General features: G+C 40.6%; 21 protein-coding genes and 1 pseudogene. 13 read left to right on the top strand and 9 right to left on the bottom strand.

Annotation, left to right across the window (positions count from 1 at the left end; genetic code table 11):
* Nucleotides 1-195: 195 nt before the first annotated feature.
* The 3 genes from ATS75_RS05925 to ATS75_RS05915 form a co-directional block, all read right to left on the bottom strand.
* Nucleotides 196-846, bottom strand: coding sequence for a UPF0149 family protein (locus ATS75_RS05925; RefSeq protein WP_058559502.1), 651 nt, complete (start codon nucleotides 844-846; stop codon nucleotides 196-198).
* A gap of 127 nt (nucleotides 847-973) precedes the next feature.
* Nucleotides 974-1,927, bottom strand: coding sequence for a sensor histidine kinase (locus tag ATS75_RS05920; protein WP_058559501.1), 954 nt, complete (start codon nucleotides 1,925-1,927; stop codon nucleotides 974-976).
* Complete coding sequence (locus tag ATS75_RS05915) at nucleotides 1,917-2,477, bottom strand: heme NO-binding domain-containing protein (RefSeq protein ID WP_058559500.1); 561 nt, start codon at nucleotides 2,475-2,477, stop codon at nucleotides 1,917-1,919. Before ATS75_RS05915 ends, ATS75_RS05920 begins: the two co-directional genes overlap by 11 nt.
* A 288-nt stretch (nucleotides 2,478-2,765) precedes the next feature.
* Here ATS75_RS05915 and ATS75_RS05910 point away from each other — a divergent pair, with 288 nt between their 5' ends.
* Nucleotides 2,766-4,043 carry an HD domain-containing phosphohydrolase gene (locus ATS75_RS05910; protein ID WP_058559582.1) on the top strand — a complete coding sequence of 426 codons (1,278 nt, stop codon included), beginning with the start codon at nucleotides 2,766-2,768 and terminating at the stop codon, nucleotides 4,041-4,043.
* A 350-nt stretch (nucleotides 4,044-4,393) separates the two neighbouring features.
* Entirely contained in the window at nucleotides 4,394-5,413 is a 1,020-nt protein-coding gene (hemH, locus tag ATS75_RS05905) for a ferrochelatase (protein WP_058559499.1), read from the top strand.
* A 90-nt stretch (nucleotides 5,414-5,503) separates the two neighbouring features.
* On the opposite strand, the gene arfB is transcribed toward hemH, so the two are convergent.
* The gene (gene arfB / locus ATS75_RS05900) at nucleotides 5,504-5,917 is read right to left on the bottom strand and encodes an alternative ribosome rescue aminoacyl-tRNA hydrolase ArfB (RefSeq protein WP_058559498.1); all 414 of its coding nucleotides are present in this window, start codon (nucleotides 5,915-5,917) and stop codon (nucleotides 5,504-5,506) included.
* 107 nt (nucleotides 5,918-6,024) lie between these two features.
* Here arfB and ATS75_RS05895 point away from each other — a divergent pair, with 107 nt between their 5' ends.
* A complete protein-coding gene (locus tag ATS75_RS05895) occupies nucleotides 6,025-6,585 on the top strand; it encodes a hypothetical protein (RefSeq protein ID WP_058559497.1) in 561 nt (186 codons plus the stop codon).
* Between the two features lie 104 nt (nucleotides 6,586-6,689).
* Nucleotides 6,690-10,727, top strand: a complete 4,038-nt coding sequence (locus tag ATS75_RS05890) for a DEAD/DEAH box helicase (RefSeq protein WP_058559496.1) — start codon at nucleotides 6,690-6,692, stop codon at nucleotides 10,725-10,727.
* Nucleotides 10,728-10,734: 7 nt separating this feature from the next.
* On the opposite strand, the gene ATS75_RS05885 is transcribed toward ATS75_RS05890, so the two are convergent.
* The 3 genes from ATS75_RS05885 to ATS75_RS05875 all read right to left on the bottom strand — a co-directional run bounded on the left by ATS75_RS05885 (nucleotide 10,735) and on the right by ATS75_RS05875 (nucleotide 12,614).
* Nucleotides 10,735-11,487: a phytanoyl-CoA dioxygenase family protein gene (locus ATS75_RS05885; RefSeq protein ID WP_058559495.1), complete on the bottom strand. Its 753-nt coding sequence runs from the start codon at nucleotides 11,485-11,487 to the stop codon at nucleotides 10,735-10,737.
* On the bottom strand, nucleotides 11,484-12,074 hold the full coding sequence (locus ATS75_RS05880; RefSeq protein WP_058559581.1) for a uracil-DNA glycosylase family protein: 591 nt from the start codon (nucleotides 12,072-12,074) through the stop codon (nucleotides 11,484-11,486). The genes ATS75_RS05885 and ATS75_RS05880 overlap by 4 nt, the downstream gene beginning before the upstream one ends.
* 177 nt (nucleotides 12,075-12,251) lie before the next feature.
* Nucleotides 12,252-12,614 (bottom strand): VOC family protein, encoded by a 363-nt coding sequence (locus ATS75_RS05875; protein ID WP_058559494.1) that lies wholly within the window; start codon nucleotides 12,612-12,614, stop codon nucleotides 12,252-12,254.
* Between the two features lie 230 nt (nucleotides 12,615-12,844).
* Here ATS75_RS05875 and ATS75_RS05870 point away from each other — a divergent pair, with 230 nt between their 5' ends.
* From ATS75_RS05870 to ATS75_RS05835, 8 genes are all read left to right on the top strand, one after another.
* Complete coding sequence (locus ATS75_RS05870; protein WP_058559493.1) at nucleotides 12,845-13,465, top strand: fused MFS/spermidine synthase; 621 nt, start codon at nucleotides 12,845-12,847, stop codon at nucleotides 13,463-13,465.
* On the top strand, nucleotides 13,458-14,351 hold the full coding sequence (locus ATS75_RS05865; RefSeq protein ID WP_058559492.1) for a spermidine synthase: 894 nt from the start codon (nucleotides 13,458-13,460) through the stop codon (nucleotides 14,349-14,351). Before ATS75_RS05870 ends, ATS75_RS05865 begins: the two co-directional genes overlap by 8 nt.
* Before the next feature lie 287 nt (nucleotides 14,352-14,638).
* Nucleotides 14,639-15,541 carry an ABC transporter ATP-binding protein gene (locus ATS75_RS05860; RefSeq protein ID WP_058559491.1) on the top strand — a complete coding sequence of 301 codons (903 nt, stop codon included), beginning with the start codon at nucleotides 14,639-14,641 and terminating at the stop codon, nucleotides 15,539-15,541.
* The gene (locus ATS75_RS05855; protein WP_058559490.1) at nucleotides 15,541-17,061 is read left to right on the top strand and encodes a hypothetical protein; all 1,521 of its coding nucleotides are present in this window, start codon (nucleotides 15,541-15,543) and stop codon (nucleotides 17,059-17,061) included. Before ATS75_RS05860 ends, ATS75_RS05855 begins: the two co-directional genes overlap by 1 nt.
* A 234-nt stretch (nucleotides 17,062-17,295) precedes the next feature.
* Nucleotides 17,296-18,057 carry an ABC transporter ATP-binding protein gene (locus ATS75_RS05850; protein ID WP_058559489.1) on the top strand — a complete coding sequence of 254 codons (762 nt, stop codon included), beginning with the start codon at nucleotides 17,296-17,298 and terminating at the stop codon, nucleotides 18,055-18,057.
* A 17-nt stretch (nucleotides 18,058-18,074) separates the two neighbouring features.
* Complete coding sequence (locus ATS75_RS05845; RefSeq protein WP_058559488.1) at nucleotides 18,075-20,075, top strand: TonB-dependent receptor; 2,001 nt, start codon at nucleotides 18,075-18,077, stop codon at nucleotides 20,073-20,075.
* Between the two features lie 12 nt (nucleotides 20,076-20,087).
* Entirely contained in the window at nucleotides 20,088-21,530 is a 1,443-nt protein-coding gene (locus ATS75_RS05840) for an ABC transporter permease (RefSeq protein WP_058559487.1), read from the top strand.
* The gene (locus ATS75_RS05835) at nucleotides 21,523-22,884 is read left to right on the top strand and encodes a DUF3526 domain-containing protein (protein WP_058559486.1); all 1,362 of its coding nucleotides are present in this window, start codon (nucleotides 21,523-21,525) and stop codon (nucleotides 22,882-22,884) included. The genes ATS75_RS05840 and ATS75_RS05835 overlap by 8 nt, the downstream gene beginning before the upstream one ends.
* A gap of 59 nt (nucleotides 22,885-22,943) precedes the next feature.
* Here ATS75_RS05835 and ATS75_RS05830 read toward each other — a convergent pair whose 3' ends face one another.
* Both ATS75_RS05830 and ATS75_RS05825 read right to left on the bottom strand, forming a co-directional pair.
* A complete protein-coding gene (locus ATS75_RS05830) occupies nucleotides 22,944-24,101 on the bottom strand; it encodes a benzoate/H(+) symporter BenE family transporter (protein ID WP_058559485.1) in 1,158 nt (385 codons plus the stop codon).
* A gap of 353 nt (nucleotides 24,102-24,454) precedes the next feature.
* A pseudogene (locus ATS75_RS05825) lies at nucleotides 24,455-25,299 on the bottom strand (ectonucleotide pyrophosphatase/phosphodiesterase); the annotation flags it as partial.
* 119 nt (nucleotides 25,300-25,418) lie between these two features.
* On the opposite strand from ATS75_RS05825, the gene dgt reads away from it, so the two are divergent.
* Nucleotides 25,419-26,885, top strand: coding sequence for a dGTPase (gene dgt, locus ATS75_RS05815; RefSeq protein ID WP_201020952.1), 1,467 nt, complete (start codon nucleotides 25,419-25,421; stop codon nucleotides 26,883-26,885).
* Nucleotides 26,886-26,933: the final 48 nt, after the last annotated feature.

The raw sequence follows: 26,933 nt of genomic DNA, 5'->3' as shown, positions 1-26,933 counted from the left end.
TAAAAAGTAAATAATGCCTTGCCTCGCATCCTAGCAATATCCGCCCTAAAAAAGAAACAGATTTATCTAAGACCATGGTCGAAATATGCAATATTCATCTAAATTTGATAGGAAAAAATTAATTTGATTGAATTTCAAACAAAAAAAAGCATGATTATTCAAATCATGCTTTTTTGTTTTTGATTCTGCTTGTGTTTAACCTTCTTCCTCTAACAATGCGAGTTTTTCGTCTTCGAGCATCAAGGCCATAGAAGCAATTGAAACTAAGCTCTCATCTAAACCAGCAAACAACGTTGTAAATCCACCACTGAGTGTGGTTGGATCTGCGTGCTCTGCTAATGCTTTTTCCCACATTGCAAACGTTGCCAACAAATTCAGGCTTGCTTGAAAGTTATCGATAAAAAGCTGGCCATCTTCTTTTGGCTTTGCTTGTTGTTTATCTACATTAAGTAAAAAATTAAAGTCCTGCTGCCATACTTCTTGGTTAAGCATGTAAGCTGCTAAATAACCCGTGCACCAGTTTTGCAATGCAATCGTCGGCGCTTGTGAATTCTCAGCTGGCATATAGAGTGTTTTTAAAATGTGTTTTTGCGCAACTTGTGCCTCAGTCACGCTATCGAGCACATTATTCAATGCATCGCGTTCTTTTGAGTCGTTCATTAATGTGTTGAACACAGCCTCATCTGCACCTGCAATGTAACTGGCTATTTCTGATTCACCATAAAACTCTGAACACGCAAGTAATGCACTCATAAAACCCAATACATGGTCAGTACTTAATTTTTTTGATTCAGAATGTTGTTGTAAAAAGTCTGCAAGGAAATTTAAGCTGTCTTCGTTGATCATAATTAGCCCTAAAAGTTTAACTGTACTATACGCTTATAAACACATTAGAAGGTTAAGCTAACTTATTCAAATATTTTAACAAATTAACAGATACTAAATGGTGTTTAACTGGGCGCTGTTCACATAACTACTGAGTCAATACGGGGAAAAAACAACTCACTTTAGTGCCTTCATATTCAGTACTGTCTATGTCAATCGTGCCCAGGTGGTCTGTTACCATGGTATACACTAATGACATGCCCATTCCGGTGCCCGTGCCAACGGCTTTGGTGGTAAAGAAAGGGTTAAATATTTGCGTTTTAACATCATCACTCATTCCACAGCCATTATCAGTCACTGATATGACTATTTTTTCATTTTCAAAGCCTGTATATACATGAATATGCCCTTCTCTTTCATCCACCGCATCACATGCATGTTTGGCATTGATCAGTAAATTGACAACAACCTGATTAATCGTTGATAAATTACACATGCTCAGTGGCAATGTGGTGATATTCGTCGTGATGTTGTAGCTAACCAGCTGATTTTTTAATAATTTTAATGCGTTTCTCACACCATCAGTCATATCTGAAAGTTCTTTTTCGTTATTTGCTGGCCGCGAAAAATCTAGCAAATTACGCACAGTAGAGTTGATTCGTCTCAGGCCTTCGTCACTGTCCTCGATCAGTTCTTGGATCTCGGCACCAATTTCAATAAACGACTGCGCTGTTCGTAATTCTTTTAATGCGCTTTTGAGCGCCTCTGCCCCCATTTTCCCAGATACAAATCGTTCATTTAGAAGAAGTACTTTATCTATTGTTAAGCGTGTTTTAAGAAGGTACTCATTGTTACTCATGACGTAAGCAAGTGGATTATTTATTTCATGTGCAATGCCTGCGGATAAAGTACCTAGGGTAGACATTTTATCTGCTTGAATAAATAGCTGCTCATGGAGTTCTAAATCCGCGACTTTTTTTACTAACTCTTGATTAAGTGCGTATAAAACTTGGCTTTTGTCTTGAATTAATTGCTCAGCCTTGATTCGAGCCGCACGCTCTTGATAATAAGCCTGTTCAAAATCGTCATTTTTAACCGTCATTTTCTTCCTGTTGTGTGTAATAGACATTTAAAATACACGCTTCAGCGCCGCGATGTTGGCATTGTGGGTGAGTTATTTTAACTGCCATATCAAAATGATCACCTGCTCCATAAATTAAACCTTCAGCTAAAATGCATAATTTTCGTGGCGAGTTATAGTGTATTTCAATGTGCCCAGATGCAATCATCATGCAACGCATAATGGGTAAGTTTGCGCCATTGTGCAGCTTATTGACCTCTTTGTGGATCACGTTATTAATATTTAAGATAAGTGCTTCAAAATGAGCAAAACGACTTACCACCACTTCATAGTGATGCATTAAATGCGCGAATAAATGGCGACCAAATAAAGCTAACACTTCGTCAAGCGTTAGCTGAAGCTCTTCACAAATAGCATTAACCATGGCATAGAGCTCGGTATCAGGGTAGTCATTAACACCAATATAGCACCGCCCTTTGGGTGCATGTTTTACAAGCAAGTTTTCCCAATATAAAGTATCTTTTAGCTCTAACACTAAGGTCTCTAACGCGTTAAAAATACTCCCCTTCATTTTATTGCATTCCCTAAAGCTGCACATTAGGCTGTTAAGGCATGACGCTTTATATTTTGTACTAATAAAACTTTATGTCATTCATGATGAATCATCTTTAACCAAATGGTTGACTAAAAATAACCTGCCTTAGGTGTGATACACGTCTTTACGACTTTGCCGAACTTCTATTTATAAAATTAGCACAATTTATTTTTTTCACACATTTATAAACTGGGTTTCACACGCTATTGTTTAAACTGTATAAAAATAAAGGAGTTGTTTGTGGAAAAATCAGCGATCCAAATTATGTGTGTAGACGACGATGAAATAGTACTGCGCTCTTTATCAAGGCTGCTAAAAAGTCAGCACAACGATGTATCAACTTTTACAAACCCACTTTTAGCGCTAGAGCAGATCAAAGCACACGAGTTTGCGGTGATCATTAGTGACATGCGCATGCCGCAAATGAATGGTGCCGAGCTATTTAATCAGGCACAAGCTATTTCACCTGACTCGCAACGAATTTTAGTGACCGGCTTCACTGATATAGATACAACCCTGGATGCGGTTAACAAAGGAAAAATACACGGTTTTATTCAAAAGCCTTGGCAAAATAGTTTATTGCTTAGTACCGTCACTGATAGCGTTGAAAAGTATAAATTAAAAAAACAAAACCAGCGGCTGCAACAGCAAATAACTAAACAGAACTCACAACTAAAAGAGCTTAATAATTCATTAGAACAGCGCGTTGAAAAACGCACTAAACAAATTAAATTAGTGTTAAAACAACTCGAAGTGGCTAATGCCCATGAGGTTGACGATCACCGAAGTACCGTTGAGCTTTTATATAACTTTATTAATGCAAATCCATACCTTGATGGTACTAAAGCACAGAATATTGCCAATACATGCACAGAAATAGCAAAACAATTAAAGCTGCCACAAAAAAATATTGAAATGGCATCAATGGCAGGTTATCTGGCACAAATAGGGTTGCTTGCCATGGACCCTGAGCTCTACAAAAAACCGGTCCATGAGTTAACAGAGCAACAGCGAAAAAACTTTTATACGCATCCCAGTACAGCGCAATTAATGTTGATGCCAGCAACCCATTTGCATGAGGTGTCTGAGGCTATTTACCATCAGTATGAATATTACAATGGTAATGGTATTCCCAAAGGCATAAAAGGCAGTGATATTCCGCTCAGTGCGATGATTTTAGCTGTTGCGCGTGACTATTGGAACGCCCATGAAAACAGTGCGTTAGCATCCGATAAGCGCCACCAATACGCTGTCGATTGCATAACTCGATACAGCGGAAATTTTTATCATCCTAAAATTGTGTCTGCGCTTGAGCAGTGCCAACTAAAGTGCATAAAACAGCAGTCTCAAGTAGGCTCAATGAAAATAATGAATGCACAAGAGTTGCAAGTAGGTATGGTACTCGGGCATGCATTACAGAGCCACGCCGGTATTATGCTTTTGCCTAAAGGCCATATATTAAGTGCTAAATCAATTGAGAAGTTGCAGCAACTTGAAGCTAAAAAACCGTCACCATTTAGAGTCATGATCAAATCATCCTGATTAAGTGATCTCATTTAGCCTTTTATTCGTTACAATAGAATAATAATGTACCCAAACCACCTCAAGATGCATAATTCAGCGTTTTATAGGGGCTTAAGATCAAGTCGTTACTTTGCAAAAATGGCAGCGCCTTTTAATAAGTAACAACGATGAAGTAAGTGCCTTTGAAACCCCAAGAGAGTTGGTTTAAAAGCAATTTATACTGCGTTATTGATTTTAACGATAGAACCACTATTATTTGCAATCAATGCCTTGCCTAAATCGCTTTTAACTTCAACGACGTTAATATCTCAAGGTAGTTTGGGCATATATGAATTTTATCTAATTACTGTCTACTTTAGGAGCAGTGCGTGTCGCGATTTTCAGCCGTAACCGATAACCCCCATGACCAGCGTTTTAACCAAAAAACAGGTATTTTACTCACCAATTTAGGTAGCCCAGATGCACCTACGGCTAAAGCATTACGTATTTATTTAAGGGAGTTTTTGTCTGATCCCCGTATTGTCGAGATCCCACGGCTAATTTGGATGATGATACTGCATGGTATTATTTTACGTATCAGACCTAAGCGCTCTGCCAAATTATACGAAAGTATCTGGACTGAGAATGGCTCGCCATTAACGCACATCACTCGTCAACAGCGCGATAAGCTCGATGCGTTTATTAAAGCACAAGGGTATACAAACACTGAAGTTGTTATGGCGATGCGTTACGGGAACCCATCCATTGAAGCAGGCCTTGAGCAACTTAGAGATAAAGGTTTAACGCGTATTGTGGTACTGCCTTTATATCCTCAGTATTCTAGCCCAACCACGGGGTCGACCTTTGACGCTGTTGCTAAAGTGCTACAAAAATGGCGTTGGGTACCTGAACTTCATTTTATTAATGGCTATCACAAAAATGAGTTATATATTGAATCGCTTGCTAACAGCGTAAGTGAAGACTTACATGCTAATGGTACACCACAAAAACTGGTATTCTCATACCATGGTATGCCAAAACAGTTCTTAGACAATGGTGATCCGTATCATTGCTTGTGTTTACAAACCACTCGTCTTGTTGTGGAAAAACTAGGCCTTGATAAAGAGATGGTGATAAGTACATTCCAAAGTCGATTCGGTAAGGCTGAGTGGTTAAAACCTTATACAGACGCCACACTTGAGGCTTTGCCAGGGGAAGGAATTAAAGACGTTGCGATTATCAGCCCAGCATTCAGTGCAGATTGCCTTGAGACGCTTGAAGAATTAGAGGGTGAAAACCGCGAAATTTTTGAGCATGCAGGCGGCGAAAAATACCGCTATATTGCGGCGCTGAACGACAGAAATGACCATATCAGTGCATTGTTTAATGTACTAAAACCTATGCTTTAACTAAGGCTGTTATTTCCGGTGCTGTCTCAGCACTATTTTCGTTTTAAGTAAAGCTGAGCCTAGAATGTGGGTGTTCCCCATAGAAAGGCTCTAAAGTTTTATATTGCCGCGCAACGCTTTGGTTTGACCATGTTTGGTTTTTTTATCCATACGCTTGCGCTGCGAACTTCTGGTGGGCTTTGTTGCCCGTCGCGCGCGCTCTAACTTAGTCGCTGATACGATCAAATCTTTTAAACGCTTTAACGCGTCTTCTCTGTTTAACTCTTGTGTGCGATGACTTTGCGCTTTTAATACAATGACGCCCTCTTTTGTTACTCGACTGTCATTAAGTTGAAGTAGGCGCTGCTTGTAAAAGTCAGGCAGTTTAGAGCGTTTGATATCAAATCGAAGATGGATAGCACTGGCTACTTTATTTACATTTTGCCCACCAGCACCTTGCGAGCGAATTGCGGTGAGTTCGACTTCCCACTCATCAATTGTTACTGTATTTGATATAATTAACATTAGGTTCAGATAGTTTTGTCAAAATGTGAGTATAACATTTGTTAGAAGCTGAGCCTATGTATTGGCACTTTGCTTAATCAAGCAGACTATTTTATAAGGAATTTAACATGAAAAAATTAATGATGGCACTGAGCTTAATGGCAATGAGTTTTTCAAGTTTTGCTAAAGATATCACTGAAAACGATCTCCAAAACTACATGCAAGCGCTTCCTGCGGTTGTTGATTGGTCGCAAAATCAAGACGCACTTAAAAGCACGGATTTAAAAAACTTACTTGGTGGTTCTGACAATAGTAGCAATGCTATGGCGCTTGGTGCGTTAGGCATGATTAAAGATAATGATTTGTACAAAGATTTTGCAGCATTAACAAACAAATATGGTTTTACACCGGAACAGTTAATCTCTGTAGGCACTGACGTTTCAATGGCCTATTTTGAAAACATAAAAAGTGAGTTATCACCCGAGAATAAAGAAAAAGTAAATCAGCTCATGGGGGGATTACAGAGCATGAATAGCGTTAAGGATAAAGGCGCTAGTTCGATGATGGGCATGCTGGGTAACTCTGCTAGTGCCAAAAGTAATGATGAACCTTTAGTGAGTGCTCACAACCTTGCACTCATTGAAGAATATATGCCGCAATTGAAAAAACTATATGCCGTATTGCAATAATAATGATTAAGATGAAGAAGCGACCTACGGGTCGCTTTTTTATTGCTTGTTAAAAATGGCTCCTTATACTAAGCCTCATGTAAAAGCGATATGTTAGACACTTTATGCCATTGAATGACCTGCCAAGCGTAAATACGCAAGACGAGAAAAAACGCCTATGTGTTTTACTTGCTCACCTTTTGAGTGCCTCGTCGTATGGTTTTCAACATTCAGAGCAACAAATTTCTCAGCGACTATTTCGTGTATTTAAACCCGGCTATTCGTTTTCAAAAGCTGATGTCACTGCACTAACCGAACAATTAGTCGATATGGAACTACTATGGAAACTGCCCTTTGGGCCCCACTATAAAGTGACGACGGATGCTGTTCCTTATATTGTTATTAATTTGCTACAACACCAAACCAGCTTAATTGATCCATTATTAACTGAAATTAGCCATGTTTATCATCAACAAGATCGTGCGCTAAATTTTATTACCTTGTTACTGCACCATTTTAATCAAACAAAAAACCATATTATCGTTAACGCAGAATTTGATCTTGGCGAACAGTTTGTACATTTACTTGGCCAATCCCAATTTGCTAATCAGCTTTGGGAAATACTACCCAAACAATGGCAGCAAGAATGCCTGACTCACTTCGCTCACGCGCAATTTTTTAATTTAATGGCAGCAAAACCTTGGCCTAAATTAGTTAACTCGTGTGATGGGATGAGTGAGTACACGCGTTACTATTTTAATGAAAACCTTGCGGTATTATTACAAGACAATCAATGCGATGAATTACTCGACACCCGCTCTGATTGGCAACACGCATTATTTTTAGAGGCGAATACCCTCGCTATTAGCGGTCATTCAACTGAAACCGCACTTGCCAATTACAAAAGTGCGCTCACTCGCTTTAGGAAAGTGTTTGGCAAAGGCTGTTACCCCGCTGAAATAACAGGGCTGTTGTACACGCTAACCCTACTTATTAGTGGCAGCACCGCTGACATTAAACAATTAACCACCTGTAAAAAGTGGTACCACAAACATTTTGGGGAACATGCCTACACCAGCATAGGTGTTGATTATTTACTGGATAGCGATCCGATTTCTCACTTTGCTGGATATCGACTTATTAATAGACTAAGCAACTTAATAAGTAACCCAAACGCAATTGGGGCATTATTTTGCTTTTTAATTGCATTAGTTAAGTATGCTAATGATGAGCAAATAAATGAATTACGCGGGCAATCAACACTTCTAAAACAGCTCTTAGAGAGCTTAGAACCGCATTCGCATTGGCTTGGCAAACAATGCGTATATCTAGCGAACTGGCTCTACGATGATACTCCTCTGCCCAGCGAAGGTGTTTTAAAATATTTTGTACGCGTACCACAATGGCAACGGTGGCTTGATGAAATAAGCCAAATAAATGAAAAAAAAGCCACGATGCGCGTTATTTGGCAGCTGGATCTAACTCATCTGGATTTACCGCTGATCCAAGCTAAAGTACAACAACTTAATGCTAAAAATGAGTGGACTAAAGGACGAAAAGTCGCCATACATGATCTTGAAAATGGGCAATATGAACCCGCCCTAACCGAAGCCGATATCAAGCTAATAAACGTTATTTATAATCATGCAGGGTTTGGATACCAAGAAGTGCAAGCAACGGCGACAGTGCTTCATGCTTTAATTGGCTTAAAAAACTTAGAAAGCCTTCATGGTGAACCGCTTAGTATTATCCGTGGTGAATTTGTCATTGAAATTGTTAAAGATAATAACGATTGTTATAAACTAGCGCTGCAACCAGAAATTAAAGAGTGTGATGAGGATTTTTTATTAACTCATAGCCACGACAGTAGTTATCAAGTTTTTGCCATTAGTGAAAAACAACTAAAATTACAGCAACTTTTTTCACATCAACCTAATAATCTAACACAAGAGCGTTTACCGCAATTAAACATTGCGTTGAAAGCCTTGGCGGATGATCACTTTATAAGCAGCCAGCGCAAAGAGTTTGCACACGTTAATAACGTACGACAAGGGGGGGTTGAGTTAAGTGCTGTTATCAAACTAACCCACATGGGAATAGACGTTAATTTTTACGTTATGCCATTAGGTGTTGATGGACCTTGGGTCATACCTGCACTAGGGGCAACCACACTCGTACATGACGATGGTAATGAAACAGATAATATTGTTGTTCAACGCGACCTTAAAAAAGAACAACGAACGTTTAACACGTTGTTAAAGCAACTCAATGGTGTATTTATAGATAAAGACTATCAACGGCACACGCATCTGCAGCAATTTTTTATCCCTGAAGATATTAGCCACGCCATACAAACACTGGAGTATGCACATAAAAAAAATGCGCTGGTGTTAAGCTGGGACGAAAGCAGCCAAAACATGAAAGTCGCCAATAGTAAGCAGCTGTCGCTTAACCTTAATGACGATAATGATTGGCTTAGTGTCAGCGGCGATCTCTCACTGCCAAACGGTGAGGTTTATGCTTTACAAACACTCCTCAAAGCCCCACGCAGGGGCAGCATCATTGATTTAGGCGATGAGACATCGCTTTTATTAGATCAACGATTAACTACCCTATTAACCCGCCTTGAAGGTATGCAGCACGATAACGACACAACGCAACTTCGTATTGCGAATGCCCGCTCATTGCCACTTTTTAGAAGCGTATCGGATTTAGAAAACGTCACTGTGGGCGAGCGTTGGCAACAACGCCTAGCGAAGTTTAATCAGACGATACCAGCCATAATCCCAGCGCACCTGGTTAATACATTGCGAGACTACCAAATCGCTGGTGTAGAATGGTTGATGCAATTGGCTAATTGGGGCTTAAATGCCTGTTTAGCCGATGACATGGGGTTAGGTAAAACATTACAAACGCTTAGTGTTATTCAAATGCGCAGTACGCGGGGTGCTAGTTTAGTTATTGCCCCAAAATCGGTATGCCACAACTGGGCTGTTGAAGCACAGCGCTTTACACCATCACTCACAATAAAAACCATTGATAATGCAGGAATGTGTGATGAGGTATTAACTAGCGCAATAGCGAATGACCTTGTTATTGTCAGCTACGGATTGCTGCCCTTGATTGGCGAGCAGCTTGCCGCTAAACACTTTACCAACATCATTCTTGATGAGGCTCAAGCAATAAAAAACCCATTAAGCCAAAGAGCCAAAGCAGCATTTGCACTAAATGGGGAGTTTAAAATTGCGCTGTCAGGTACCCCGATAGAAAATCATTTGGGTGAGTTATGGAGCCTGTTCAACTTTTTGATGCCGGGCTTTTTACACACACTGCCGGCCTTTAAAAAGCGCTTTGGTAATGCGGATAAAAACCAGCAACAGGCTGAAACATTAAAAGCATTGATCACGCCTTTTATACTCAGGCGAAATAAACACACCGTATTAAAAGAGCTGCCTGAAAAAACCGAAATAAACCTCACGTTTGCGCTTAGCGAAAAAGAACACGCTTTGTATCAGGCAACACGTTTAAACGCGCTTGAACAAGCAAACCAAAAAGACAGCCAATACATCACTATTTTGGCATCATTAACCAAACTTCGCCGCGCCTGTATTGCACCACAACTGTTACTTGAAAACAGTAATATTGCCTCTAGTAAGCTCGATACCGCTGAATCCATTATTACTGATTTGCTTGAAAACAATCACCAAGCACTTATTTTTAGCCAGTTTGTTGATGTATTGAAACTGGTTGAACAACGCCTGAAAAAACGTGGAATTGAGTATTGCTATCTCGATGGCAGCATGAGTGCAAACAAACGGAAGCAGCAAGTAGAAAAGTTTCAAGCGGGTGATGCCCCCTTATTTTTAATCAGTTTAAAAGCGGGCGGAACAGGGCTTAACTTAACCGCTGCAGATTACGTATTGCATCTCGACCCTTGGTGGAATCCGGCTGTTGAACAACAAGCTTCTGATAGAGCACACCGATTAGGGCAAACTCGCCCTGTCACTGTGTATCGGTTAATTGCCAAAAATACAATTGAAGAGAAGATTCTTGAATTACATGAACATAAACAGGCGTTAGCGGACAAATTGTTAACTGGCAATGGTGATACAGGGCAGTTATCAAAAGATCAATTACTTGCGCTTTTAGCGCATCAAATATAATAAAGCCCTACTGATGCGCCAGCGTCACTTCAAAAGCGCTGGCATCTTCTAACTGGTTAAGCATCTGATTGCTTGGTAAGCAGATATCCTGCACAAAATGCAATACATCAGGCTGAGGTTCACAAAACAATATGTCCAATGCTAAACGGTCTTTTCCATAGAGGCCGCGATGAATCATATTTGCTGAAAAAATAAGTAAGTCTCCGGCCTGCATTTCTATCGTGTGACCGGTAGCAAGATCATCGTGCGTGTTGTTATGATCTGTTGCTAAACGCGTTGCCAGCTCATCAGGTGTATCCCAGCGTCGGTGTGTACCCGGAACCAGCTCGATGCCAGGTTCATCTTCTAGGGCAACGCGACAATGAATGACTTCAGGTCCTGCTAACGCTGCTTGTTGTTCATTGATATCTAAATGGTATTGCATATCTCGGTGCCAATAATTCTCTTGCTCTGGATTCACCGGATTAAAAAACAATTGCGTATTCATAAAAGCGGCGCGCGTTAAGATTGAATCAACCTGCGCCATCAGTTTATGGCTGGCAATAAACTTAAAAAGCACCATACGTTGTGCATCATTAAGGTATGTGTTAGCGGTTAAATAGGCGCTATTGACCGCTTTGCTTTTATAAAAGTGATGATTATCTGGGATCCACTGCTGATGAAAACATTTTACAACATCACGCACCTCGCACAGCTCAGGCTCTGTGTAGAAACCTGGCACATGAAAGAATCCGGTGCTGCTAAATTGTGTATTAATCATTCATCACCTTGGTACTGTAAAATAGTGGCAACCTGCTTTTGAAGTGTGGGTAATACATCAACTTCAAACCATGGGTTTTTACTCAACCACCTATTATTTAACGGGCTTGGGTGAGGCAATGCGATTATATTAGGCCAATGCTCACGCCACGATTTTACTAACTCAGTCAGCGACCGGCTTTTATGTTGTGGCATATGATATGCCTGTGCATATTTACCTAAAACAATTGTTAGCTGTATATTGGGTAATGCATTTAATAGCGATGCTCGCCATGCCGGTGCACACTCTTTTCGCGGAGGCAGATCGCCTGACTTACCTTTACCTGGGTAGCAAAAGCCCATCGGTAAAATCGCAATTTTATTTGCGTCATAAAATACCTCTTCATTAATACTCAGCCATTGGCGCAATCGTTCACCGCTGGCGTCATTAAACGGTTTACCTGTTTGATGTACTTTTAGCCCAGGGGCTTGACCAGCAATTAAAATACGTGCATTCGTATTACATTGAATCACGGGGCGCACTCCCAAGGGCAAATGGGGTTCACAGATCATGCAATTACTAACTTGCTTGATTAAGTTACTGTGCATCACTGTTTTGTCCTCTGTGCCTGAGTAAATATAACGTTGTTCTTTCACTAAATCGCACATTAAGCAGAGAAATTGTTACCTGAAACAGTTTAAGCGTAACAGCGCGAAGCACTTTATTGCTTTTATTTGCCATGAAGTCAGTTTGAGTTAGTAAAAATTTGATCCATAAAGTAACGGCTATACTTTTTCCGACCACACGGCGAACTCGTTGCCGCTAGGCTCAGCAAAATGAAACCGACAGCCTCCCGGAAATTCAAAAATGGCCTTAATAATGGCCCCTCCATGCTGCTCTACCTTAGACTGCGTTGCGGTAATATCATTGCTATAAAAAACTAATAATGGCGCTCCATTCGCGCTGTTTGCACACAGAGGTGCTTTATAAAAGCCACCATCGAGCCCAGCATGCACTTTACTAAACGCCGTGTAGTCAGGGCCATAATCTGTAAACTGCCAATTAAACACCGCACTGAAGAACGCTTTTGTAACCATTAAATCTTTCGCTGCAAACTCAACGTAATTGAGCTGTTCATGATTTTCCACATCTAATCCTTAATAACTAGTTAACAATGCGATACCTACGCTTTTTTATGTTTTAAGAATACAAGCTGTTAAAAAAAATAGCGAATAATTCAGCAACATCATTATGAATAAACATACAAAATGTGCTCACAGCCGTGTTACTGCACGTATAAAAAGTCACCAAATAGTGTAGCGAAGCACTTTACATCACGTTAAGATGGGTTAAATATAACAACAATAAGAATCTGTAAATGTTCAACAAAACTAATGCATTAATTTACTTTTTAGCCTTTAGCAGTGGCTTTAGTATCATGGGAATAGAGTTACTCGGCGGGCGGATATTAGCGCCATTTTTTGGTAGCAGCGTGCATATATGGGGCAGTATTATTACCGTGTTTATGCTGAGTCTATCGTTTGGTTATTTACTTGGCGGTAAAATGTCGATTCGCCAACCCTCTTTAACAAAATATGGGCTGATCTTTTTATTAGCAAGTATTATGGTGCTACCCATCGCGCTTTTCGCACAACCTATAATGGAATTTATTTTCAGCCATATCGAGGATAGTCGCTATGGCTCTTTGCTTGCTTCTACCGCCTTATTTTTTATCCCAACCATTATTCTAGGCATGATTTCGCCCTACTCTGTTAGGTTACTCGTTACCGACCGTGAAAGAAGTGGCCAAGTTGCTGGCGGCTTATACTTTGTTAGCACCTTAGGCAGCGCTTTAGGCACAATTATTACGTCTTTTTATATGGTGCTGGCATTTGATGTCAATAGCATCATTATTGGGTTTGCTACTTTAATAGGGAGTTTAGGGCTGCTTGCAATTGCCGTTGACACTCTGGCAAAAAAGGAGGTCGCGTATGCGTAAGCTCGCTGCCTTATATTTAGCTGCAACAGCTTTGCTAACCATCCAAGTAAACGCAGAAGTCATCCATAGTGAACGCTCTTTATATCGCAATATATTAGTGGAAGAAAACGGCGATCTGCGGTGTTTAAAATTTGACGAAAAAACCCGTATGAGTAGTCAAAGTTGTCTGTATAAGAGTAAGCCGCAACAACTTGTGTTCAACTACACTAAACTCACCTTTGCTAGCTTATTCATGATTGATGACCCTAAGAATGTGCTCATTATTGGGTTAGGGGGAGGGACACTGTCTAATGTAATACACGAACTCTACCCTGATGCTACAATAGAAAACGTAGAAATTGATCCGGCCGTTATTAAGGTAGCCAGAGATTACTTTGCATTTGTAGAAAATGATAACGTCACTTCTAAAGTGCAAGATGGCCGTATTTTTATTAAACGTGCCGCGATAAAAAAACAACAATATGATTGGGTCATTCTTGATGCTTTTAATGGTGATTACATCCCTGAGCATCTGTTAACCAAAGAGTTTTTTGAAGAAATTAAAAGCGTGCTTTCGCCTAATGGTATTGTGGCTGCCAATACATTTTCATCAAGTAAACTGTACCAGCATGAATCCGCGACTTATCACGCCGTTTTTGGTGATTTTATAAATGTATCAACGACTAAAAATAGCAATCGCATCATCTTAGCCGGTTATAAACAGCACCCAACGGAGCAGCAGATCGCTAGTAAAATAGCACGTTTAGCCCCTTTGCTCTCACCCTATGGTGTTGACTTAACAGCAATCAGTAAAGGTATGAAGGCAACGAAAGATAATCAAGACTGGCCCGCTAATACCAAGGTATTAACAGATCAATACTCGCCAGCCAACCTTCTCAACTTTTAACATGTCCATATCGCCGACGAGAGTCGGCGGCTTTCAAAGCTGCCATCTTATATGAAACATGGTCACTCGCTAGTGAGACCTAAACCAAAAAGCCTGAAAGTTCAATCTATTGCCCCTTAGTTAGCATCATGGCATTGTTTGTACTTTTCACTACTATTTAGCGAAAGTGGTTATTAAGTACACCTCACAAAAAGCACCTCCTCGCTAACCTGCTGATATTTAATGCTTTAAATAATGGTCTAATCATTGCTGAGTAAATAAACTTAATTCGCAAGAGACGAACACGCATGTTAGATATTCAATCATTGAGCCATCAATATAAAAAAGGTAAAGATAAACAATGGGCTATAAATGATCTGTCGTTACAGGTTAAACCTGGTATTTTAGCCTTGTTAGGCCCTAACGGGGCGGGCAAATCGAGTTTAATGAGAATACTGGCCACTATTACAAAACCAACACAGGGCACTATTTTATATAAAGGCCACGATATTGTTAAAGCGCCCCAGTTGTTACGCAAAGAGTTGGGCTATTTACCGCAGTATTTTGGGGTGTATGACCAACTAACTGGCATTGAGTTTTTGCAATATATGGCGGGATTAAAAGGGCTCGAAAACACCCAAAGTAAAAACATCATTGACGACTTACTTAATAAGCTAAATTTAACCCATGCGGCAAACCAACCTTTAAAAGGGTATTCCGGCGGCATGAAGCAGCGAATAGGTATTGCTCAAGCACTATTAAACAACCCCCAATTACTAATTATTGACGAACCAACCGTGGGCCTTGACCCACATGAACGTTCGAATTTCAGGCAGTTGTTAACTGAGCTTTCGACAGACCGCTGTATTATATTCTCAACGCATATTGTCTCTGATGTTGAATCTATTGCTGATCATGTTGCGATTATGCAAAACAGTCGCCTTATTCGCTCCACCACCTCGGCAGTATTACAACAAGAAGTAGCCGATAAATGTTGGACACTTAACGTTGAACATAGCGAACTTAAACGCATTCAGGATGAGTTTATTGTGAGCCATAGTGTAAAGCGCGCAAACAAGCTGGCGCTTAACATTGTTTCTCCGTTTAGCCCGAGTGAAAAAGCAACGCTCAGAGAAGCCACGTTAGAAGATGCATATTTGTATTTTACCCGTGATCAATTTGCTACCGCAAGCGCACAGAGAGCAAGCTAATGAAACACATAGGGCAATGTATCATCGCTGACTTTAAACAGCGTACACGGCAACAGCGCTTTATTGTAACGCTGCTCTTGATGTCAGTATTAACACTATTGTACTTCCCACCACCTGATGCACACTATCAAACTCTCATCATTAATGGCTATCGCGGTGTTTACAATAGCGCATGGATTGGGCTATGCCTTGCCATGCTCAATGTGATGTTTTTACCTATTATTTGTTTTTATTTAGTCAAAAATGCCCTTGAATTAGACCGGCAATCAAACACGTGTGAGTTAATTGCAGCCACCCCCATCAACACACACGTCTTTGTATTTGCTAAGTGGGCTGTCAACCTATTGATTTTGCTGATTATCGTATTGGTTATGTTGCTGACGAGTCTCTTTATTCAAATGTATTACGGTGAGAGTTATCAATTGGATGTATGGGCTTTTGTGTGGCCGCAGCTGGTGTTTGTGCTCCCCTTATTGTTCGCTATTTCATCCATCGCTATTTTGTTCGAATCAATAAAATGGCTGCGAGGCGGCTTTGGTAATGTGGCTTATTTTTTCTTATGGGTTGGGTCTATTACTCAGAGTATTGAAGGAATGTCGGGGATTGGCGCAATACTTGAAAACCTAGAAACTGAAGTAGCAACCCGTTTTCCTGCTCAGCAAGGTATGTCTAACATCGGCATCACAACCAGTAATTCTGTCAACACCTTTTTATGGGATGGATTTACGCCGAGCTCACCTTATCTTGTTGGGATGCTGCCTTTATTGGGCATCAGTTTGGTCGGGTTGATACTAGCATTTTGGTGCTTTGATCGTTTTAGCCATACCTCAACAACACAGATAAAAGGCAGGTCTGCCCTTGCAAGCTACCTTGGAAAAGTCGCAACCATGCTTGATACCTTATTCATAGCCGCAACCAAGTCATTTTCGTTCACGCGTTTTTTTAGACTAGAGCTTAAACTAATGCTCAAGGGACAAACTAATGGTTGGTTTATTGGTTGGTTTGTTTTGAATGTGTGTCAGCTATTCGTAAGTCAGCAGTTACTAATAAGTGCGTTTATACCGCTTTCACTATTGTGGTGTGTTCTCGTTATTTCGCCATTAGGGCAACTGGAAAAGCAAATGAATACGCTTGAAATAATGACCTACAGTAAACGCACCCCTTTATTACAAAATACAGCCAGCTTAACCGCAGGGTGTGCCGTGCTTGTACTTGCATGTTTAGGCGCAGTTGCACGGCTGATTTTAATCGCTGAATGGTTACTGCTGATCCAATTGTGTATTGCGATTATATTTATGACTTCGCTTGCTTATTTTTGTGGCGCATTGACCCAAACAAAACGCATGTTTGAAGTACTTTTTCCGGCTATTTGGTACTTAGGCCCAATTCAAACAGCATTATACCTAGACTTTTTAGGCGTTAATGGCCAAGCGAGTTGGCATGCAGGCATGCCTTACTACTTTTTAGCATGTGCGATCACCATGATTACACTAACAATGAGTATAAAACAAACACGCTAACGTTCTGGTAATCATTAAACTCAGAATTAATATGCCTATACCCGCCTACGCGAGTATAGGCATATACCTACTCGCCTGCATCACTTTACAACAACCGTTGATTTCATCACACGCTAGCCAATGATGCTTTTTAGATAGGTATATTTATTTGAGAATCATTCTTATTGTTGTCCCCAAAGTTAAATTGTTATAACATAACAATTGATACATTATAACAATATTAAAAGGTTTCTCATGATTGAAATAAGTCACTTGAGTAAATCGTTTGGTGATAACCATGCCTTAAACGATTTATGCTTATCTATTCCCGCAGGTCAAGTTACCTGCTTACTTGGTGCTAACGGCGCGGGTAAAAGTACCACACTAAACCTGCTTCTAAACTTTATTACTCCTGATTCTGGTCGAATAACCATTGATAATATTGACGTGCAAATGGAGCCAGAAAAAAGCAAACGGAAACTTGTTTACCTCCCTGAGCAAGTAAATTTATTTGAAGAGTTTAACGCGATTGAAAACCTGCAATATTTAGCATCTCTTACAAAACAAGCTACAAGCAACGAACAGATTGAAGATGCGCTGATACAAACAGGGCTGCAAAAAAGTGCCTGGCTCAACCCCCTGAGTAGCTATTCAAAAGGCATGCGTCAAAAGGTAGGCATTGCATTTGCTATTTTACGACGAGCAAAAGTGCTGTTACTTGATGAACCAACATCAGGGCTGGATCCAAGTGCAACCCGTGAATTCATCAAAATCATTGAACTACTCGCACAACGCGGGGCAGCCATTTTAATGGTGACACACGATCTTTACTGCGCACACACCCTTGCTAAGCATATAGGCATCATGAAGCAAGGAACACTGTGTACGCTGCTCGATAACGATACCCTCACCCTTGATGAACTTGACGCACATTATCATCACATTATCTCAGGTGAGCCATTACCTCAGCCCAACATGCTTGCTAACACAGCCTCTCTAAAACCAGAACTTGTATAATTAATAGGAAAAACAACATGTGTAGTACCCGCCTTTCGCCTATCAGCCTTGCGCTATTTAGCTGCCTTAGTCTTGCAACAGCAGTACAAGCCGACGATGAGCAAAATAAAGATTCAACCCTATTTATTGGCGAAGTAATTGAAGTTGTTCACCAAAATAGTGCCGCAAAAGAAGCTCAACTAGTGGGTTCTATAGACATCATTAACCGAGACCAATTACAAAATGAGCATGTGAATGTTACGGTGGACTTATTAAAGAAAGTTCCTGGCGTTTATTTTTCACGTTTTAACCAGGGGATCATCTCCACCGATGTGGCGATTCGTGGCTTTAATGCCGAAGGCTCCATGCCGCACACCAAATTATTGATTGACGGTATACCCAGTAACTTACACGTGGGTTTAGGAGAAATGGATGCGCTGTTTCCCATGGAAGTGGAATCAATTGAAGTTGTAAAAGGCAATCATGATGCGCGCTATGGTTTACATAATTTAGCGGGTAATCTTAATCTGCGCAGTCGCCGTGACGATGCCAAAGAAGTGGAAGTGCTCGTAGGCAGCTTTGATACTTATGAAGCACAAGGTTACTTTGGTGATGTAAATAACACCTTCTCACAGCATTACTTTGTTGGTGTGCGTGAAACTCAAGGGTATCGTGAACACAGTAACTTGGAAAAACATACGTTCTCAGGCAAATGGTTTTATCAACCCACTAATCAAACCGAAGTGGGTGTTGTTGCGCGTTATTTTGATTATGAAGCCGATGCACCTGGATACCTTACAGAAGAAGCCGCACATAGCGATGCAACCCAGTCAGCTGATTACGCACAACATGATAGTGGTGACAAACAAACCCAACACCTCAGCTTGCACCTAGATCATGCTTTTGATCAACAATGGCAACTAAGTGTGAAAACCTATATTCAACAATTTGATCGCCACCGCTACATTCAATATACCGCCACATCAGCACAACAAGAACGATTAGAGAAAGACCGCCAATACGGTGCTATTGCTACATTAAGTGCTGTACTGAATTCATCCTGGTTGTTAACCATGGGCCTTGACTATCAAGCGCAAGACAATACCAATGAACGCTTTAGAACCAGTGAGAAAACCCGCCAATTGCAATTTCGTGATTGGGATTTTGATTACAATAATGTCGGTGGATTTACGCAACTTCAGTACAGAGGTGATCGATTATTGTTAAGCGGGGGGCTTCGCCTCGATAGCTTTTCGGGCGACTTATTTGATGGCGTTAATCAACAGACTAAAGCAATCAATGATGATGGCGTGATCTTACAACCTAAGTTCAATGCGTTATATGAATTAACCGACTCGTTTAATATTTTTGCCAACTATGGGGTTAGTTTTCAGGCACCAACAGGCAGTAAAGCCTATCTGAGCGAGCAAAATCCAGGCTTTGAGTTTTCTAAAAACTACGGTTATGAAACCGGCGTAAAATGGCAGTTATTTGATTGGTTGAATACACGAGTGTCTGTCTGGCAGCAAGATGCTAAAGATGAACTAACACCCAAAACGGATGGCTCGGGTGGCTTTAACAACATAGGAGAAACAAAACGACGAGGCTGGGATCTCGCCTTTAGCGCCGATATAAATTCAAACTGGTCTAGTTTTGCATCGTATACCCGCCAAGAAGCGAAGCTGGTTGAACCCGGTGAAACTAAAATTGCACAAAAAGGTAACTGGTTATTAGGCGTGCCGGAGTTTACGGCAACGGCAGGTGTTATTTATCGCCCTATAGAAAAACTAAAAATGGCTATCTATGGGCATTTTCAAGGTGACTATTACGTCAGTAATGTCGTACAAAATAGGCAATATGGCGATTATAAACTGGTTGATTTTGCCCTTAATTACGATTTAGGTTGGGGTAATGCGGGTTTTAGAATCAATAATCTCTTCGACAGTTACTCTGACTATGTTTATTTAGTAGGTGATGAAACTATCCACTCTCCAAGCGACGGCCGATCAGTCAATTTAAGCCTGTCATATAGATTTTAAAAGGAATGATACATGTCTAATGGAATAAGTTGGCACGTGTGTAAACACGAGCTAAAACAAAAGGCAAAAAATAAAACGCTTTGGCTGTTGTTTGCTCTAATGCAAATTTTACTGGCCGTTGCTTTATTTACCAGTTGGCAGCAGTACCAACAAAGCCGAGCATTGCAAATTAGTTCACAGCATTTAGTTGAACAACAGTGGCTAGCACAACCTGACAGACACCCCCATCGAGTGGCTCACTTTGGGCATTTTGCTTTTCGCCCTCCCAGTGCGTTGAGTTATTTTGATATTGGGGTAAATAACTGGGTGGGTAACAGCGTATTCTTAGAAGCACATAAACAAAACAGTGCTAATTTTGCTAAGGATGATCAGGCGACAACTTTACTCAGGTTTTCTGAGTTATCCGTGGCTAATTTACTTTTATTTGTTTGGCCTTTAGTGTTAATTGCTTTGGGGTTCTCTACCATTAGTGGCGACCAACAGCGAGGTACGCTAAAACAACTGTTGGCTGTGGGTGTGAAGTTTACGCATTTATTGTGTGGTAAAGGCTTGGCTTATACGTTACTAAGCGGTGCCTTTTTATTGCCTGTTTTTATCGTATCAATCGTACTGTCGTTAGCCAGTGATGCTGTGTTTACTGATGCTGTGTTTTATAGAGTCGGGCTGTTATTTTTACTGTACTTAGCCTATTGCGTATTTTGGATAGGTGTTGTGTTATTGGTTTCAAGCCTCACTCGCATGCCAAAGCACAGCTTAACAGCGCTAGTTACGTTATGGTTTGTGTTACTGGTGCTGACACCCCGTACACTTGCTGACATTGCACAGCAATTACACCCACATAAAAGTCGCAATATGTTGTCACTCGCTGTGCAGAGTGACATTCGTAAAGTGGGTAATAGCCACAACCCAAACGACCCTCATTTTAATGCGTTTAAACAACAAATTTTAAAAAAGTATGCTGTAGATACAGTAGAAGATTTGCCGGTGAACTACCGAGGGCTCATCATGCAAGAAGGTGAGCGTATTAGTGCTGAAATATATCAACGCCATTATCAAAATCAGCTTGATCAGTTTAATGCTCAACAAGCATTTATTAGCAAATTTTACTGGCTTAACCCTTATTTAGCAGTCAGAGACTTGTCGATGGCGATTAGTGGCGTAGACAGCCGGCACTTTTTTGATTTTGAGCAACAAGCTGAACAGCATCGTTTTAAACGCATTCAAGGGTTGAATAAGATACACACTCACGAGATTGATCACCACAACGACCGTGAGCAACGTGTGTCGTCATCAATGTGGCAGAACTTTCCTAAGTTTGATTATCAGCCAGCTTCACTAAGCTGGTCCTTAAGAAATAGTTTAGTGGCTGCGTGTTCTTTTGGACTTATCACTTTTTTACTGCTGGCTGTGTTGATCACGCCACGCTTACAACGTAAGGCGTTTATTCATGCTTAAATTTGAACTTAAACGATTACTTTCGCCGCGCGCTAACCAAATTAGTTTGTTGGTGTTTTTACTCAGTGCGTTACTCGCTATTTTTTTAGGAGCCAACACATATAAAAATATTCGTAAAGACCAAGTCATTGCAACGATTGTGTTTGACAAAGAGCGCGCTCACTTAAAAGAAAAAGGCAACCTGCCAGAAATGGGCTCACTTGCATACTATGCAAAAGCACCTACACAGTGGCAACTGTCGCCGTGGGCAGCGCTTTTTACGGGGCAAAGTCAAAATAACTTAGCCGCAATGAAAATAAACGCCTTGGCCTTACAAGGTCAAATTTATAACAAAGAAGTGATCAACCCGAATAAACACCGTGCCGGTGGGTTTGATTTAGGCTTTGTGCTTGCCTATATGCTGCCCATTTTAATTGGTGTATTGTCCGTTAATTTACTCAGTGATGAGCGTCAATCGGGCCGCTTTAGGCTGCTGAGTGCGTTTGCGGGTAACGCAGCTAAAAAGACCCTGATACGCGCGCTACTGTTACGTTTTTATATTGTATCGGGACTGCTTGTTATTTTGTTTATAGTGTCTGCTACTTTGCTTACATTACCATTGAATGGGATGTTTTTATCGGTAGTGGGGCTGAGTATTGCGTATTGCGCTCTGTGGTTTTTAATTGCTGGCGTTATAGTGAGTTTAAACCTAACAGGCTTATTTAATAGCCTTGCCTTTATCAGCATTTGGCTTGTTTTTGCTGTGCTGACACCTGGTGCCATTCATTTAATTTTAAACCAACAGTACACGCAACAACCGGCATTACAAGCCAGCGTTGAACAGCGTTTAATCTTAAATGATGGCTGGGATCAGGACATGCAAGCGGCGCTGACGCGCTTTAGTGAGCAGTATCTTCAGTTTAGTGAAAAACTTAACTTTGAAGGGCGGTTTCACTGGAAATGGTATTATGCCATGCATCAACTTAGTGATTTAGCTGTTGATGAACATTGGCAGGCGCACCTTGCTTTACAACAAGCGCGTGATACCAGCTTATCACGCATTAGTTGGTTATCACCAAACTTGGTTTATCAACAAGCCCTTAATACGTTTTCAGGAACCGATACCCTCGCTTATCAACAATACCTTTTAAACGTAAGCGAATATCATAAACAAGTCAGCGAATTTATTTACCCTTATTTATTCGATGATATCCCTGTGACGAATGCGGATCTTGATTTATTTCCAATGTTTAAACCAAATGCGCAGCCAGTTCAAAGCAATGAGTTATATTATGGCATGGGTTTATTTGTGATCCTGTGTGGTCTGTTCACGGCCATTATACGCGTACGCTTTAGACATCTCACGGTCACTTAAACTGACAATTTCGCAGTGATAACGTGATTAAGGGTCACGTTATCACTGACACGTTAAACTCACTTTCGAGGTATTAACCACAATGTTAACGCCCCCGCTAAAATCCCCCAAAATGCAGAGCCAATAGAGTACAAACTTAAATCTGAGGCTGTGACTAAAAAGGTGATCATGGCCGCTTCAGTGTAATAACTATCGGATAAAGCTTGCTGTAAACTGGATGCAATAGTGGTAAATAACGCAATGCCCGCTAAAGCAAGAATAAGTGCTTGTGGCAAACTGGCTACCAACCCTACTAACGAAGCTGCACCTATTGCCATTAAAATATAAAAGCCACCGCCCGCAATACTCGCCCAATAGCGCTTATTGGGGTCTTTATCTGCATCTTCACTCATGCATATTGCTGCAGTAATGGCCGCAAGGTTTATTGCATAACCGCCAAATGGGGCAATCAAAATATTCGTAAAACCCGTCACATTAAGTGATGCAGAAATCGGCGCGGGGTAATTATGCGCTTTCATAACAGCAATGCCGGGCAGGTTTTGTGATGTCATCGTAACGATATACAGTGGAATACCTATGCTGATCATGGCTTGTAAGTTAAATTCTGGTGCAATAAAAGTAAATTCACTCATTTTCCATTGCCAGCTACTGGTATCAATCTGGCCTGTAGCACCTGCCATAACAAAACCTGCAATAAGCACCATGAGCATCGCAAACCTAGGCATTAGTCGTTTACACAATAAATACGTTAAAACCATTGCACCAATTAACATCGGCTTATCGCCCATAAAATTAAATACATCAATTCCAAACGTGACTAACACACCGGCTAACATGGCACAGGCTATTTGACTTGGGATCCGTTGCATTACTTTTTCAAACCAACCGGTAACCCCTGAAATAAAAACCAATAAAGCGCTCAACATAAACGCTCCCACCGCCTGATTTAGGCTGTAACCTTGTGCGCTGGTAATCAACAATGCCGCCCCGGTTGTCGACCAAGCAATAAGAATGGGCAGTTTATAATAATACGACAAAGCAATGGAGGTGCCGCCCATTGCAAGACCGAGCATCAGCACCCAGCTAGCGACTAGTTCAGGCGTGCCTCCGAGTACAATGACGACTTGATAAATCAATGCTATCGAACTGGTGAAACCGATTATCACCGCGACTAACCCTGCCGTAATTCGGTTTAATAGTTGATCGGATAGCCCCATATAGCACCTTAGGTTAAGGAGTATTTAACGCTTATTTATACATAGATTAACCTAAGGTGCTAGGAACAAAGTTAAAACTATGACTAAGGTCTATACCCAAGCCATCTCAAGATACAGAATTCAGCGTTTCACAGGGGCATAATATCAAGGCGTTACTTTGCAACAATGGCAGTCCCTTTTAAAAAATAACAACGATGAGAGTAAGTGCCTGTGAAACGCCCAGCGGGTTGGTTTAAAAGCGATTTATACTGCGTTATTAATTTTAACAATAGAACCACTATTATTTGCAATCAATGCCTTGCCTAAATCGCTTTTAATTCCAACTGAAACTCGCATCTTGAGGTGGTTTGGGTATATGCGTCAATTTGACTTTGAGTGACTCCCTTATTCGCATAAAGCAGTACCCGAGGACCGGTATTTTTAACCATAAACGCATCATCTTTTGGTAAGGTATCTAACGCAATACTTTGCTCAGGATCAACTTGGCTCATACCATGATCTGATACCAATACTAAATTGGCATTAATCGATAATTCATTGATTCGATTATGTAACTGCCCTATTAAATTGTCCAGTTTCTGAACAGCGCCTCGAGTTTGTACTGCATCAGGACCAAATTCATGGCCCATAGTGTCTACTAAAGAAAAATAGCTGATCACTAAACGTGGCCGTTGTTCTTTTGGCAGTGTTAGCCACTGCACGATTTGATCAACTCTTTTTTGATAATCGCTGTGTTTTGAATAATGGTAATAATAATCGGGTAGCATGCCGTTAAAGCGAGCATCAGACTCGGGCCAAAAATAGGTTGCCGACTTTAACCCTTGCATAGACGCTAAATTCCAAAGTGGAATGCCACTTAACCACGTGCTGTCATCTTTTCCTTTACCCATTCTGTAACAGTCGCTTCGTTTTGTATCGCAAAAACGATTTTCAACAACACCATGATTTATTGGTAAAAACCCGTAACCATCGATATATGGTTTGGAAATGTTTTTGTTGGGTAGACCGGCCGCATTTTGTGGCCTCTTACTCCTTGCTTCGCAATATTAGCTATTTTTTTAGCACCATGCTTTTCGATATAATCCCACCGAAAGCCATCGAGAGAAATAAGTACGACGATTTGCTCTTCACTGCTCTTGGTTGGCAGGCTCAGTAATAAAAGGACAATAATAGTTAAATTGAAAAGTAGTTGGCGCATTAAAGCACTCCTAAAAGTTTGGCGTTGCCATCATAGAAAAATTTACGCAGGAATAAAATAGCTTTACCTATTATTTCAAGCTGTTAGATTTAAGGCATAGACCACATATGAATGGATTTATTATGATCGACTTTCAAAAGAAAATAACACCCGCCAGAGCCGAGCGCAGCACAGCTAATCTAAACATGGCATTGGAAAGCGATCGTGGTCGAATAATCAACAGTGCGGCCATTAGGCGCTTACAACAAAAAACGCAAGTATTCCCATTGGAGCGCAACGCAGCGGTCCGCTCAAGGCTTACACACTCACTTGAGGTGCAACAAGTAGGCCGATTCATCGTGCAACGTATTTTTCATTTTTTAACGCAAGAGCAAATTATTAATTATGGCTTAAAAGATTTAGAGCGACCATTAGAAAGCTTAGTTGAAATGGCCTGCCTAATGCACGATATTGGCAACCCACCGTTTGGTCATTTTGGTGAGGCGGCTATTAATAAGTGGTTTCGCTCTCATTTAACCAGTGTCACACCTGAGCGCTGCCAAACCCCAAATACCGGTATTAATGTTATTTTTAAGCACTTAATTGAAGACATTCAAAACTTTGAGGGCAATGCACAAGGAATTCGTATTGTGCATTCACTACTCAGCTTAAACTTAACCTACAGTCAAACGGCAGGGATTCTAAAATATACCCGTCCAGCCAGTATGGCAAAACAAGACAGTCCAAAAGATAAAAACTACCTGATGAAAAAAGTAGGGTACTACTTCAGCGAGAAACCGTTTATTGAAACACTACAAAATGAGCTTGAAATAAATCAATACTGTCGTCACCCAGCAAGCTATATTATGGAAGCTGCGGATGATATTTCCTATTGTTTAGCAGATATAGAAGACGCGGTAGAAAAAGGCATTATCAGTGTTGAACTATTATGCGATAAATTAAAATACCAATTTAAACGCACCCTTATTAATCTAACGATTGATGACACTGAACATTTAAATTTCGTTGAGAAAGCAATTGATTACGCACTCAACAAAGCCGCTGCTCAACCTTATAACTTTAATAGTGAGTTTTTTATTTATTTGAGGGTGTCGTTACTGCACCCACTTGTAAACCATGCAGCAAATCGTTTTATTGAACATATTGAGGCTATTTATCATGGCGATTTTAACCATGCTCTTCTTGAAGACAATAGCCACTTACATGCAGTCACTAAAACATTAAAGCAAGTGGCGCTTGAACATGTATTCAACCACCAAGAAGTAGGTAAGTTAGAGTTACAAGGTTATCGTATTATTACCGGATTGCTTGACTGCTATAAACCCTTGTTAGCACTTAACTGCGATGAATTTAAACGAGTAATAAAAGGAGATACAACATTTTTGATTGAGTCTAGGTTAATAAAAAAGCTTTCTAATAAACACCTTAATAGCTATCAAAAAGCAATTAATGATTTAACGCACGAACCCGACCACTTTGCTGCCTATGAGTTTTACTACCGTTGTCGCCTTATTCAAGATTATATTAGTGGTATGACGGATCAGTTTGCCTATGATGAATACCGCTCATTAATGGCTATAGAATAAAAGTAAGTCCGTTAAAGAATAAGGCGACGAGCAATACTTTCGCCCGCT

It is taken from the genome of Pseudoalteromonas sp. H105, assembly GCF_001469215.1.
GTDB lineage: Bacteria > Pseudomonadota > Gammaproteobacteria > Enterobacterales > Alteromonadaceae > Pseudoalteromonas.
Note: the sequence above shows the minus strand (reverse complement) of the source record. Positions and strands in the feature narration are given on the sequence as shown.